Origin of the sequence: Actinospica robiniae DSM 44927, from assembly GCF_000504285.1 — a bacterium.
Classification (GTDB): Bacteria; Actinomycetota; Actinomycetes; order Streptomycetales; family Catenulisporaceae; genus Actinospica; species Actinospica robiniae.
Map to the genome: position 1 here is coordinate 3,492,352 of NZ_KI632511.1, position 12,776 is coordinate 3,505,127.

The 12,776-nt window shown below is 68.7% G+C and carries 10 protein-coding genes; 3 read left to right on the forward strand and 7 right to left on the reverse strand.

Annotated elements, in window-relative coordinates; translation table 11 throughout:
* Positions 1-103: 103 nt before the first annotated feature.
* On the reverse strand, positions 104-1,123 hold the full coding sequence (locus ACTRO_RS14825) for a substrate-binding domain-containing protein (protein WP_034263640.1): 1,020 nt from the start codon (positions 1,121-1,123) through the stop codon (positions 104-106).
* 525 nt (positions 1,124-1,648) lie between these two features.
* On the opposite strand from ACTRO_RS14825, the gene ACTRO_RS50330 reads away from it, so the two are divergent.
* Positions 1,649-2,689, forward strand: a complete 1,041-nt coding sequence (locus ACTRO_RS50330) for a glycoside hydrolase family 11 protein (RefSeq protein WP_034263641.1) — start codon at positions 1,649-1,651, stop codon at positions 2,687-2,689.
* A 53-nt stretch (positions 2,690-2,742) separates the two neighbouring features.
* Here ACTRO_RS50330 and ACTRO_RS14835 read toward each other — a convergent pair whose 3' ends face one another.
* Entirely contained in the window at positions 2,743-6,198 is a 3,456-nt protein-coding gene (locus tag ACTRO_RS14835; protein ID WP_211244252.1) for a serine/threonine-protein kinase, read from the reverse strand.
* 200 nt (positions 6,199-6,398) lie between these two features.
* Here ACTRO_RS14835 and ACTRO_RS14840 point away from each other — a divergent pair, with 200 nt between their 5' ends.
* On the forward strand, positions 6,399-7,235 hold the full coding sequence (locus ACTRO_RS14840) for an EamA family transporter (RefSeq protein WP_034263642.1): 837 nt from the start codon (positions 6,399-6,401) through the stop codon (positions 7,233-7,235).
* Between the two features lie 35 nt (positions 7,236-7,270).
* On the opposite strand, the gene ACTRO_RS14845 is transcribed toward ACTRO_RS14840, so the two are convergent.
* From ACTRO_RS14845 to ACTRO_RS43330, 5 genes are all read right to left on the reverse strand, one after another.
* On the reverse strand, positions 7,271-7,858 hold the full coding sequence (locus ACTRO_RS14845) for a diguanylate cyclase (RefSeq protein ID WP_084316270.1): 588 nt from the start codon (positions 7,856-7,858) through the stop codon (positions 7,271-7,273).
* A gap of 161 nt (positions 7,859-8,019) precedes the next feature.
* Positions 8,020-8,790, reverse strand: coding sequence for a GntR family transcriptional regulator (locus ACTRO_RS14850; protein ID WP_051450856.1), 771 nt, complete (start codon positions 8,788-8,790; stop codon positions 8,020-8,022).
* A gap of 86 nt (positions 8,791-8,876) precedes the next feature.
* Positions 8,877-10,316 (reverse strand): cellulose binding domain-containing protein, encoded by a 1,440-nt coding sequence (locus tag ACTRO_RS14855; protein WP_034263643.1) that lies wholly within the window; start codon positions 10,314-10,316, stop codon positions 8,877-8,879.
* Positions 10,317-10,614: 298 nt separating this feature from the next.
* Complete coding sequence (locus ACTRO_RS14860) at positions 10,615-10,812, reverse strand: MbtH family protein (RefSeq protein WP_034263644.1); 198 nt, start codon at positions 10,810-10,812, stop codon at positions 10,615-10,617.
* A gap of 32 nt (positions 10,813-10,844) precedes the next feature.
* Positions 10,845-11,132, reverse strand: coding sequence for a hypothetical protein (locus ACTRO_RS43330; protein ID WP_063628245.1), 288 nt, complete (start codon positions 11,130-11,132; stop codon positions 10,845-10,847).
* A 140-nt stretch (positions 11,133-11,272) separates the two neighbouring features.
* On the opposite strand from ACTRO_RS43330, the gene ACTRO_RS14870 reads away from it, so the two are divergent.
* The gene (locus ACTRO_RS14870) at positions 11,273-12,766 is read left to right on the forward strand and encodes a class I adenylate-forming enzyme family protein (RefSeq protein ID WP_034263645.1); all 1,494 of its coding nucleotides are present in this window, start codon (positions 11,273-11,275) and stop codon (positions 12,764-12,766) included.
* Positions 12,767-12,776 lie beyond the last annotated feature (10 nt).

Genomic DNA, 12,776 nt, shown 5'->3' on the forward strand with positions numbered 1-12,776 from the left:
GGTCCTGCTATACCTGGGCCTCGCCGCCAAAGGCGGATCAGCTCTATACCCTCGGGTGGCGTGTGCATCGGTGGCTGGTCCATGTCCTCTCGGATACGCGCGATCAGGCCGACTCACGCACGACCAGCGTGCTTTCGACCGGATGGATGCCCGGAGTCGCCTCGGCGTCGATGGCGTTCAGGAGATGCAGGGCACTGAGTCGTCCAATCTCAGTGAGGTTCATGTCGACGGTCGTCAGTGGCGGTCTCGCGGCCAGCGCCATGACCTCCCAATTGTCGTAGCCCACCACGGCTATCTCCTCCGGCACGCGGCGGTCGATTTCGCGCAGTGCGTCCGTGACGCCGCGGGCGATTTCGTCGTTGCCGCAGAAGATGGCGTCGACCTCGGGCGCCGCGCGCAGCACGGCGGCGACGGCGCGCCGGCCCCATGCCTCGCTGAAATCGCCGAAGAATGCCCGACCGCCGGCGAGTTCGAGGCCGGCGGCGGCGAGGGCCGCGCGGGTGTGGTCGGAACGGTCGCGGGCGGCGGCGTGGCTTTTCGGACCGGTGACGTGCGCAATCCGCGTGCGGCCGGTGGCGACCAGGTGCTCGACGGCGAGGCGGGTACCGCCTTTGTCATCGCAGACCACTGACGTGTCATTCGGATCCGTGGACGGGGATATCGCATAGACCGTCGGGATGTCGCGGGTTCCGGCGAGCGGGGCGCGAGGAGCGGTGCGTGGATCGGTGACGATGATCCCGTCCACTCGGCGGGCCACCAGAGTTTCGACGTAGTAGCGCTCGCGGATGTGGTCACCACGGGTGTCGCAGAGCAGCACCGCGATCTTGCCCGCGCCGAGCGCGTCCTCGGCCCCGAGCAGCACCGGCGTGCTGAAGCGGCCCATGCCGTCGGTCGTGATCAGCCCGACCGTCCAGCTGCGGCCGGCCAGGAGGCTGCGCGCGTGCTCGTTGGGGCGAAACCCGAGCCTGGTAGCGGCTTCCAGGACGCGGTCGCGGGTGTCCGGGCGCATCCTGCCCTTGCCGCTGAGCGCCCGGGAAGCCGTTCCCACACTGACGCCCGCCATGCCCGCCACGTCGGCCAGAGTCGTCGGGAACTGCTTGCCCGAGTGAGCGGAATTAGCCATTCGAACCCTTATTCTCCCTTGCTCATGCGGCCCGGAACCCCGTGAGACGTCTGGCCACCCACTCGGCTGCCGTCCACCATAGCCCGCACCGGCCTCGCGCTGACGACGGTGGTGGCTTGGACCGCTCAGGCGACTCGGGCGACTCGGGCGGCCGGAGCGGTCGCGAATCCGTCCCGGACCCGGCTCACCCAGCCTCAAGATCCAGTTTCGACGGCGGCCGCCGCCCTCCGCGCCCCCTCAGGAGCCCGATGCATTCGACTTGTGGCTCCGAAAATTTCGGACACCTGACAGAATCCTGCCGAAGTTTTACGACATTTGTCCGATCCTGCCCTACCTTTTTTCGCCAGTGTTCTTGACTCACATCACTCGCGTCCCATCAGTACCATTATTTGATCTTGCAGGATCTCGAAACTTTTCCGAAACTTATTGACAGGCGTCTTTCGAGATCCAACACTTCCGTGTTAACCGTCCGGCCCCGACCGGACGGCACCGGAAAGATCCACCACGACAGGAGGCGCGTTCCGCGTGCACACCCACCCCAGTCTTCCCCGAGGCGGCGGCCGGCTGCGGCTGCTGCTCGGCCTGGCCACGGCCACGGTCACGGCCGCGGCCATGACCCTGCTGCCAGTCTCGACCGCCAGTGCGGCCTCAAGCATCACGTCGAACTCCACCGGCACGAGCAACGGTTACTACTACTCGTTCTGGGAGCAGGCGAGCGGTGCCACGATGACGCTCGGATCCGGCAGCAACTACAGCCTGACCTGGAACACCGGCTCGCAGAACGTCGTGGCCGGCACCGGCTGGAACCCGGGCACGAGCAACACCGTGACCTACTCCGGCTCGTGGAACTGCAACGGCAACTGCTACCTCTCGCTGTACGGCTGGACCACGAACCCGCTCGTCGAGTACTACATCGTCGACAACTACGGCAGCTACAACCCGAGCTCCGGCGCTACCAAGCTCGGCTCGGTCAACAGCGACGGCAGCACCTACGACCTGTACGAGACGACCCGCACCAACGAGCCGTCCATCCAGGGCACCGCGACGTTCCACCAGTACTGGGCTGTTCGTGAGTCGAAGCGGACCGGCGGCACCATCACCGTGTCCAACATCTTCAACGCCTGGAAGAGCGTCGGCCTGAACCTCGGCACCCCGAACTACGAGATCCTGGCCACCGAGGGCTACCAGAGCAGCGGCAGCTCCAACATCACCGTCACCTCGGGCGGCAGCAGCTCGTCCGGCGGCGGTGGCAGCACCGGCACCGGTGGTGGCGGCACCACTGGCGGCGGCGGCACGAGCAGCGGCTGCACCGCGACGCTCTCGGCCGGATCGCAGGGCAGCAACTGGTACAGCCTCAACGTCGCCGTCAGCGGTTCGAACACCTGGACCGTGACGATGAACATGGTCTCCCCGGCCGTCGTGTACTCGACCTCCGGGATCAACGCCACCTACCCGAGCCAGTACGTCATGAAGGCCACGCCGAACGGCAGCGGCAACAACTTCAACGTCACCATCTCGCCCAACGGCACATGGACCTGGCCGTCGGTCAGCTGCAGCACCTCCTGACCTGAGCCAGGGTCCGGCCGGCCCCCGCTGTCGGGGCCGGCCGGACCGCCGCTTTATTCAGTCCCCTGATTCTCGACGGCCAGATCCCAGTCCAGGTCCCAGAGTCGGAGCGCATCGTCGCCCGAAGACAGTACGTGGTGCAGGTCGTCGGTCAGCTCGAAATGGCGTACGGCGCCTTCGTGGCCCTCGAGGACGTGCACGCAGCTTCCGGTCGCGATGTCCCAGAGCCGCAGGGTCCTGTCGTGGCCCGCGGAGAAGGCGAACCGGCCGTCCGGAGTGAAGCGCACCGTGGAGATCCAGCCGTCGCCGTGGCCCGCGAACTCGCGCACGCACGTCTCGGACGAGGCGTCCCACAGTCGGATCACCGGGTCGTCCATGGCGGTGGAAAGGGCCAGGCGACCGTCGCGGCTCAACGACACGGACAGAACCGGCCGGACGTGCGCCTTCCAGGATGTCAGCATCCTGCCTTGCTCGAGATCCCACAGACGGACGGCGCCTGTGCTGTCGCCGACCGCGGCTAGCCGTTCGTCCGCGCTCAAGGCGATCTCGTTGGTCCCTGGGGAAGGCGCCGGCATCGTCGCCAGGCAGCGATTCGCCGCCAGATCCCACCTGCGGATCACCCCGTCGCCCCCGCCGGACAGCGCCTGCCGACCATCGTCGAGGAAACACACGGCCCGGGTCATCTCGCGCTCCACCGGGATCACGCTGCGTTCGCCGCTTTCCAGGTCCCACGAGTTGATCGAGCTCAGGCTGTGGCACTGCGCGCGCCCGCCGTCGCCGCTCAGCGCGACCACGGACGGCCAGCCTCGGTCGTCCTCGAGCACCAGCTTTCGCGTGCTGCTTGTCAGGTCCCACACACGCACGACGGACTTATAGTGCGCGGTCACCGCGAGCCGCGCGTCGGCGGACAGGCCGATCGAGACGACGTCGCCGAGCGCCGCCCGGCCGTCCGCCAGTTTCCTCGACCAGGCTGCCCGCAACCCCGTCCGGATGGCCGAACGCCCGAGTTCCCGCCAGGCCGCGAGTATCCGCGGAGCCCGCTCGTATCCGGGCACCGCCCGAGCGCGAGTGAGCAGGTCGAAGGCGGCCTGGGGCCGGGAATCGGCGAGCTCCCGGTTCGCCTCTCCGAGCAGCGCGTCCACCTCGCCGCCGAGTCTGCTGACCTCCGCGTACTGGCGAGGCCGGATCAGGAACGGCTCGGCGGTGTATCCCTCGGGCAGCCGCCATGTGTACACAGGCTGCGGCGCAGGCCTGCTGTTTTCCGAGGACAGCCCGATCCGCGAGTCGTCGGCGGGCAGGCCGACCCATACCGTTCCGTAGCGGTCGTGGTCCGCGAAGGTGCGCAGACAGCGGCCGGTCTTCAGCTCCCAGTACCGGACCGTCTTGTCCCCGACCGATCCGGAGAACAGGTATCGCATGTCGCTGCTGAGCGCCATCGTGCGGGCCGGCGTGGTGTGCCCGGTCAGCGTGCGCACGCAGCGCCCGTCCGCCACGTCCCACAGCCGGATGGCGCGATCGACCGTCGCGACCGCCGCGAACCGGCCGTCGGAGCTGAAGCACAGGTCACTCGGCTTCGACAGGGTCTCGGTCCTCAGCGCCAGGGACCGGCCGTGGACCGGGTCCCAGACCCGCGCCCCAGTTCCGTCGGCGATGAGCACAAGGCTTCCGTCGCAGTTCACTGAAAACGTCGAATCCTCGATCGGGCTGTTCTCCAAGGGGAATCCGAGAGCCCGATGGAGAACGCCGGCCGTCAGATCCCAGACCTCGATGCGCCCGCTCTCGCCGACCCATACGCCGACCCGCCCGTCCGCGCTGAGCCGGACCGGGCTGAACCTCGTTGCGCGGCCGGCCGTGAATACGCGCAAGCACCGGCCGGTCCCCAGATCCCAGAACCGCACCGTACCGTCGTAACCGGTGGACAACGCGTGCCGCGCGGCAGCGTCGAAGTCGATGTTCATGACCTGGCCGCGATGCCCTTCGAGCGTGCACAGCAGCCTGTCGGCCGCGACGTCCCAGAGCCGGACCGTGCCGTCCCAGTGCCCGGTGAGCGTCAACCGTCCATCCGCGCTGAACCGTTGCGCTTGATAGCCGTTGACCTCGTGGCGCGCCAGCAGCTTGATGGGCGGACTCGGTATCTCCGCGAGGCTCGTGACCGTCTTGGTGCCGACGCATTGTGCATCGACGACGCGCCCGGAGCGCAACGCCGCACGGATCTGGTTCGCGAGCTCGTCGCCCGGGCCAGGCGGTTGGTGCGCGAGTTCGTCGAGCAATGCGCGGACGGCAGCGAAGTCGCCGCGTTCGAGGTGGACCTGCGCCAGCAGATACCTTGCCTGCCACGAGGAATCGTCGCGGTGCTGGACAACCTCAGAAAGCTGGGCGACGAGCTCCACATCGGTGATCACGCCGCTGCGCCAGCGCAACAGCCCTCCGTTGTACACAGCGCCGAGATGGTGCGGATCGACGGCCAGCGCCTGAGCAAACGCGGCCTCTGCCTCGTTGGCGCGCCCGAGGTCGAGCAACGAGAGACCTCGGTTGCTCAGTTCGTCGGCCCGCAATGCGGCCTCTGGCGAAGCAGGGCGCGGATAAGGGAGCCCCGTCGCCAGCTCGTAGATCTCGACGAGCTCGGCGGCTATTTCAGCCATCGATGACGGCCGCTCGGCCGGATCCAGCTGCAGGCAGCGCCCCAGCAACTCACCCAGCCGCGGCGGTGCGACGACCGGATTGCCCGGGTCGGACAGGTAGTGGCCGAGCCCTGCCCCCGCAACCGATCCAGCCTTCCAGCGGACCTCACCGGTCAAGAGCTCGAGCACTGACACGGCGAAGCTGTACACGTCGCTGCGCCGCCCAAGCTGTTTCCCGGCAGACTGTTCCGGCGAGGCGTACGCCGGCGTCATGCCGCTGTTTGCGACAAGAATGCTGACATCAGATCCCGGTGACGCGCCGTTTGGCGCGGCCGCGACGGCAGCAACGGCGGCCTTCGAGCGGGCGAGCCCGAAGTCGGTGATCTTCGCGGTGCCGGACTCGTCAAGCAACACGTTGGCCGGCTTCACATCCAGATGCACGAGCCCTCGGGAATGCGCGTGCTCAAGACCCCGCGCGACCTGCACCGCCACATCCAGGATGCGCCCCGAAACCGCCGCTCCCCCGCCCTCGTACAGCCGCCCGTCGCGCACCCAGTCCTGCAGGCTGCCCCCGGAAACGTACTCGGCGAAAACCCTGGGCACGCCGCCCAGCACGCGCACGTAGTAGCAGGCGCACACGTGTGGATGCAGCCCCAGCGATACCCAGGCCTCCGCCTCCCTGACGAACAACCCCTGCCCGACCGGCGACCGGAAGACGTCCTCGAGCGTGCTCTTCACGGCCATATCGATGTCCCAGCCGAGGTGCCGCACCCGATGAACCACGCCCATCCCGCCCCGCCCGAGCTCGCCCACCACCCGGTACCGCCCGTCGACCACCGCCCCGACCCGCCAGTCCCCCGGCTTGCTCGACCCGCTCGACAGGCTCACGCTGATCCTCCAGTGCTCTGGCTTTTCGAGCTACAGCAAAACAGATTCCAGCAGGGACCGGTCCCTGCCCGCCAGGTCGGCAGCGTGGCAGGACACTGAGAATTCGCGTCGTGGGAGGTATCGTCGGGTCAGCGGCAGTGCCACCTCAGAGCCCGAAAAGCCGGGCCAGTCCATCCAACCCGGCACATGGGATCTCTGCGATGCTCATGATTCTGCTGGCGATCGCCAGCGCCTGCGCCTACGGTGTCGCCGACTTCCTCGGCGGTGCGGCAACGCGGAAGGCCAAGGTCTTCCGGGTGGTCGCGATCAGCGCGCCGGCCAGCTTGGCGATCGAGGGCTTGCTGCTGCCCGTGCTCGGCGCGCGGTGGGAGGCGGGTTCGCTCGGCTGGGGCGCGGCTTCGGGGGCCGCATCGGCGTTCGCGTTCGCGTTGCTCTATCAGGCTTTGTCGATCGGGCCGATGGCGGTGATGGCCCCGATCACCGCGCTCGTCTCGGCGGCGCTGCCGGTGGTGGTCGGGCTCGCGGAGGGCGATCGCCTGTCCGCGACCGAGATCGCCGGGATTCCGGTGGCGGCGTGCGCGATCTTACTGGTGACGGTCAAGCGCTCGGCCGGCGTCGGGCGGGTTCGGCCGAAGGCCGTGGCGGTGGCCGTCTTGGCGGGTGCGGCGATCGCCACTCAGCTGATCATGCTGAATCAGGCTCCGCATGACAGCGGCGTCGCCCCGCTGATCGTCGGACGAGCTGTCAGTAGCCTGATCGTGCTCAACGCCGCGATTGCGGTGCGCCGACGGATCGACCCGGGGCGGCCGAACCTGGGCCTGGCTGCGGGTGCCGGCTGCTTGGATTCGCTGGCCAATCTGTGCTTCCTGCTCTCTGCGCGGCACGGACTACTCAGCGTCAGTGCCGTGATCGTGGCGCTGTACCCGGCGGCGACCATCGTGCTGGCCCGGGCGGTGCTGAAGGAACGGATCAGTCGTGCCCAGTGGCTCGGTCTGGGCATGGCCGCCCTCGGCGTGACGTTGCTGGCGCTGGGCTGAACGGCGGCGGCGGCGGCGGCGGACAAGGTTGAGCGTCATCCGCGTGACGAGGGAGCCCGTCGGACGGTGTTGCGGCCCGCTTCCTTTGCCCGATACAGCGCCGCGTCCGCGGCGGTGAGCAGTTCTTCGGCCCCCGCGTTACCCGCTCGCGCTCGCGCGACGGCGACGCCGATGGACACCGTCACCGGGTGCGGCCAGGATGCCAGCGACCTGCGTTCGACGGCCGAGCGGAGGTCTTCGGCGCGTTGACCTGCGGCCGGCATGCCGCAGCCGGGTAGTACCAGCGCGAACTCCTCTCCGCCGATGCGGGCTGCGAAGTCGTCGGACCGCACGTGCGAGGCGATCAGGTGGCCGAGCAGTTCGAGCGTATGATCACCGGCCACATGGCCGTAGCGGTCGTTGATGAGCTTGAAGTGGTCGACGTCGACGACAAGCACGGCGAGGTCTTCGTCCTTGCCGGCGCCGCGCGCGGTGACGTGGTCGAAGTAATCCTGCATGGCTCGGCGGTTCGCCAGGCCGGTGAGCGCGTCCGTCTGCGCCTGGCGGCGTAGCGCGGCCGCGAACAGTTCCGCTCGTCGGCGAAGCGCGATGCCGACGAGTGTCGTGCCGAACAGATGAGCCAGTTGTCGAGCTCAGCCCCGAGCCGGCGCACCGCGGAGGCAGGACGAGGCGAGATCATGCATCAAGAAAACCACCCATGCGGCGCGCCCTTGCGGCAACAGACCGAGTGGGGGCGAGTCAGGCGCGGGCCATGGCCGAGACATGGTCAGGCCTGGTCATATTGTCAGGTCGGCATCAAGTGCCGGCCCGCGTGCGCCTGCGGCTTCGTGATGTGGGCGACGAACGAGTATCGGTCGCCGCGGTACCAGGTCTGCACCCACTCGACCGGCTCGCCCTGCGCGGTGTGGCCGTGCTGGGTGACCAGCAGCATCGGCGTGCCGATCTCCGTGCCGAGCAACGCTGCCTGGCTCGGGGCGGCCGGCACTGTCTCGATCGTCTCCACGGCGCGGGCGACGCGGTCGCTGATCCTTTTGCGCAACACTTCGTACACGAACTCACTCGCGGCGATCTCGGCCTCAAGCCCGCAGTAGCGCCGGCCGACCACGTGCACGCACTCCAGCGCCATCGGGGCGTCGTTGACGGAACGCAGCAGCTGCATGGACAGGATCTCAGCGCCCGGCCGCATGCCGAGGCGGTCGGCGAGTTCTTCGCCGGCCGCGATTCGCTCGGTCCCGAGCAGGATCGTGCAGGTGCGCAGACCCTCGGTCTCGGCCTCGGCGTGGCCGTTGAAATCCGAGACCGACAGCGGCCAGGCCAGCTTCGGCTCGGCCACGTACGTGCCCGACCCCTGGCGTCGCACCAGTCGGCCCTCGGTGACGAGTTCGGCGACCGCCTTGCGAACGGTTGTACGCGAGGTCTCGTACGCCACCGCGAGATCGCGCTCCGGGGGGATCAGCACACCGGGCCGCAGCTGCTCGATCCTCTCCACGATCTGGCCTTTCACCTTGAGATACAGGCGCTCGCGTACGCCCTCGAGCGTGGCCTCCATGGTCATCTTCTTCCCCCTGACATGCCGGGCACGGGCGGTGCCCCGCCGAGCTGTCTCCAGCCCGGCGGGGCCCACCTGTCAGCCGTGTCCGCTCAGGATGAGGGCACGGTGTCGGTGAAGCTGGTCCCGGCCGACTGCAGGGCACTGACGTTGGTCTGCACCTGCGTCGGGCTCAGGGCCTGGCCGTTCGCGTAGTAGACCCAGCCGACCTGCTCGTTCCAGGTGCGCGGGGTGGAGCTGCCGGCGAGTTCGCCGTCGATGAACCACTCGTTGAAGTCGATGGTCATGTCCTCGCGCGGGTAGTACTTGCCCGAGCTGGAGAAGACCTGGGTGCCGTCGATGTAGTAGGTGACGGTGCCGTTGAGCACGGTCTCGACGAGGGTGTGCCAGCCCTGCAGGCTGGTCTGGTCGTCATTGGTGACGCGGTCCAGCGCGTCGGCGCTGTACCAGCTGGTGGTGTACATCGAGTGCGGCGGGCCGCCCCAGCCGCCGTTGGGCAGGTACTCGAAGTCGTCCTCGCTGTAGAGGCTGTCGTCCGGGCTGATCGAGTAGAAGGTCTCGTTGACGCAGTCGCCGTTGGGGCCGGTGGACGGCGCGTCGTTGAAGAAGACCCGGGCGGCGTAGGTGCCCGCGAGGAACTTCCGGTTGGTGGTGTCGATCTCGGCCTGGACCGTGTTGCCGGGGGTGCCGTCGGTGCTGGCGGCGAGGTTCATCACGTGCGTGCCGCCGGCCGCGGTCGAGGCCGGGAAGGTGACCGCGTTCGCGGACCAGGTGGCACCGGACACGCCGGGGCCGCCGGAGGAGGTGCGCACGGTCCAGTCGTGGGCGGTCAGGTTCGGGTCGCTCGAGCTGGAGTAGTTGAAGTCGTCGAACATGACGCCGCTGGGCGGCGGGTTCGTGCCGCCGCCACCGGTCGGGCTCGCCGACGCGCTGGCGCTGGCGCTCGCGCTGGCCGAGGGGTTGGGCGTGCTGCCGTTGGGGGTGGAGCCCCAGACCAGGGAGCCGTTCTGGAACGCGGTGATCTTGCTCGACGCCGTGTACGAGGTGTCCGCGCCGTTGTACGAGTAGTCGTTCGCCTGGTTGATGTTCGCCCAGTCGGCGCGCCACATGCGCAGCTGCATGTCGCCGCTGTTGGCGCCGGCGGCGAGGTTGCCGGCCGAGCCGCTGAAGCTGATCTGCAGGTAGTGGTCGGCGTTGGCGGTGGGGTTGGCCAGCGTGTGCACGGTGCCGGTCAGGTTGGCGCAGCCGGCCACGGCCCACGCGCAGCCGAAGTTGTAGGTCTCGTTGGTCGGGTCGGAGAAGTAGTAGTCGATCGTGATGGTGCTGTAGGCGATGGCCGAGCCGGTGTTGTTGACCACCTCGAACCAGGGGTCCACCTCGTAGTTCACGGTGGACGTGCTGGTCTTGTACAGCACCGTCAGGGACGGGGTGGCGGCGTTGGCCGACAAGGCGGTCGGGACGAGCGCGCCCGCAGCCAGCGCGAGCGCTGCTCCGGTCGGCACAAGGGCCCGGCGGGCTTGTTTCTGACGCATAGTGGCACCTCTGGCGAGAGGGGGTGAAAGGGGTGGGTGACGCGCTTGCTCGTGTTCTGGGTAGCGCATGGCACTTTCCAAGAACTGACCACAGGTAAGTTCTTGGTGAGTGTCGCAGAGCATCCTGCTCCCCTGGCGTCGTGTCAAGCCCTCCGGCCGCGACCTCGTACATCGGCCGATCGTCAGAGATCTGACCAAAGGACAGATCTAAGCCATCGAGCTCCGCGGGCGTCGAAGGGCCCTGCGAAGGCCTTCGCGGGCGGTCGGATCCCGCCGTCGGCGGAGGTCGGCGCAGCGGTCATCGGCTCGTCCGTTCGCGCAGACTGCGGGGCCTGATGTCAGCCCATACCGACTCGATGCGGGCGAGGCACGCCTCCTTGCTGCCCGACATTCCCTCCGGCCGCCACCCGGACGGGATCTCCCGGCCGTCGTCGGGCCAGATCGAGTACTGCTCCTCGTCATTGACCACGACTATGAACGTGTTCTCGCTGGTCATCCGCTACTCCTTTGTGGTCGCTCGGCGAGCCGTCACGGTCTCGCCTCCGGCGCGCGGCGCGTGCTGAGGCGCAGCACCCTCTGCACGATCGAGTCGAGGCCGACCCCTTGGCCGGCGACGTCGTCGAGTTCGAGGACGACGTCGTATTCGGCTTCGAGCATGTCGAGCAGACGGAGCCGGGCCAGCGAGGTGACGCCGAGCACTCGCAGCTCCTGTCCGCCGAACAGGTCCCGCGCCCCGATCTCGCCGTCACAGGCCTCGATGATCAGTTCGGCGAGCCGATGCGCGACCTCCTCCCGCTCGTCGCCGACCTCAGCCATCTCGAAGCCCTCCCGCTCGATCGCCGCTCGCCCCACCGGCTCCGCAGATCGCAAACACCGTACACTTGACCAGTGGTATGGTCTAGGCCCATAGTCTTCGTGCATACGGACGCGAAGGCTGGAGGTCGACGGTGCACGCGATGACGATGCCCACCACGGTGCCGGCGCTGCTCGCCGCCCGGGCCGCGGCCGATCCCGACCGCGTCGCCCTGATGGGCGACGACGGCAGAGGCCTGACATATCAGGACTGGCATTCGCGCTCCTCGGCGGCGGCTCGGGCGCTGACCGCCGAGGGGCTCGGCCGGGCCGGCGTGGTCTGCCTCGTCTTCGACACCGACCGCTGGACGGACTTCGCGATCGCTTACTGCGCAGTCCAAAGCGCTGGAGGCGTCGCCGTCCCGATCTCGGCCCGCTTGCCGCCACGGGAGATCTCGGACCTGGCGCGGCGCTGCGGCGCGTGGAAGACAATCCGCGCGGACGGAATGACGGCTCTCGATCCGCCGGGCGCAGTACTCGATTTCGACGCACTCCTGGCCGAACCGCCGGGCGGGCCGATCGGCGCGCAGTTGCCGCCGGAGCCGGACGACGTCGCCCAGATCCTGTTCACCTCCGGCACCACGGGTGAGCCGAAGGGCGTGGCAGCCACGCATCAGAACCTCACCTTTGGTCAGGTTCTGGATCCACGCCGCCGGGCCTTCGCCCACTCCCGGATCCTGCTGCACGCCTTCCCGATCGGCACGAACGCCGCCCAGATGATGCTCCTGCACGCGCTCACCGCGGCCCCGGCCGTCGCCTGTATGGCACGCTTCACGCCGAGACGCTTCGCGCGCTTCGTGGAGAAGCACCGGGTCGGCACGGTGTTCCTCGTGCCGGCCATGGCCACGGAACTGCTCGCATCGCCGGCCGCGCTGGCGCACGACCTCTCCAGCCTCCGGCTCATCGGATCCTCGGCGGCGCCGCTGCCCGCGCCGATCGCCGCGCGCCTGGCCGAGGCGTTCCCCGAGGCCGCGATCGTCAACTACTACACGTCCACCGAGGCCGCGCCCGCGCACACCGCGATGGTCTTCGACCCGGAGCGTCCCGACTCGATCGGCATACCCGGCGCCGGATGCGCTTTGAAGATCGCCGACGCCGCGGGCCATCGGCTCGCCCCGGGCGAGATCGGCGAGGTCTGGCTGCGCGCGTCGGACGCCGCTCGGCGCTATCTCGAGGGCGATCCGGCCGAGACCACGTTCCGCGACGGCTGGGTTCGGATGGGCGATCTGGGCCGCATCGACGACGAAGGCCATCTCTACCTGGTCGACCGCATCTCGGACGTCGTCAAATGCGGGGCTTTCAAGGTCTCGACCCTCCGTGTGGAGGCGGCAGTGCTCGAACACGACGACGTCCTCGAGGCGACCGCGTTCGCGCTGCCGCATCCCGTGCTCGGATCGAGTGTCGCCGTCGCGGCCGTGACGCGGGCGCCGCTGTCGTTGTCGGCGCTGCGCAGCTTCCTCGGCGAACGGCTCGCCGAGCACGAGCAGCCGACCCGGCTGCTGACGATGGACGCTCTCCCGCGCAACGACGCCGGGAAGGTCCTCAAGAACGTTCTGCGGGAAAGCGCCACGACGCGAAAGGCGATGGCAGATGCCTGACGACTCCCCC

Bases quoted from the DNA above. Each gene is read 5' to 3' on its own strand.
- ACTRO_RS14825 (WP_034263640.1), bottom strand. From the start codon at position 1,123: ATGGCTAATTCCGCTCACTCGGGCAAGCAGTTCCCGACGACTCTGGCC.
- ACTRO_RS14840 (WP_034263642.1), top strand. From the start codon at position 6,399: ATGCTCATGATTCTGCTGGCGATCGCCAGCGCCTGCGCCTACGGTGTC.
- ACTRO_RS14850 (WP_051450856.1), bottom strand. From the start codon at position 8,790: ATGACCATGGAGGCCACGCTCGAGGGCGTACGCGAGCGCCTGTATCTC.
- ACTRO_RS14855 (WP_034263643.1), bottom strand. From the start codon at position 10,316: ATGCGTCAGAAACAAGCCCGCCGGGCCCTTGTGCCGACCGGAGCAGCG.
- ACTRO_RS14860 (WP_034263644.1), bottom strand. From the start codon at position 10,812: ATGACCAGCGAGAACACGTTCATAGTCGTGGTCAATGACGAGGAGCAG.
- ACTRO_RS43330 (WP_063628245.1), bottom strand. From the start codon at position 11,132: ATGGCTGAGGTCGGCGACGAGCGGGAGGAGGTCGCGCATCGGCTCGCC.
- ACTRO_RS14870 (WP_034263645.1), top strand. From the start codon at position 11,273: ATGACGATGCCCACCACGGTGCCGGCGCTGCTCGCCGCCCGGGCCGCG.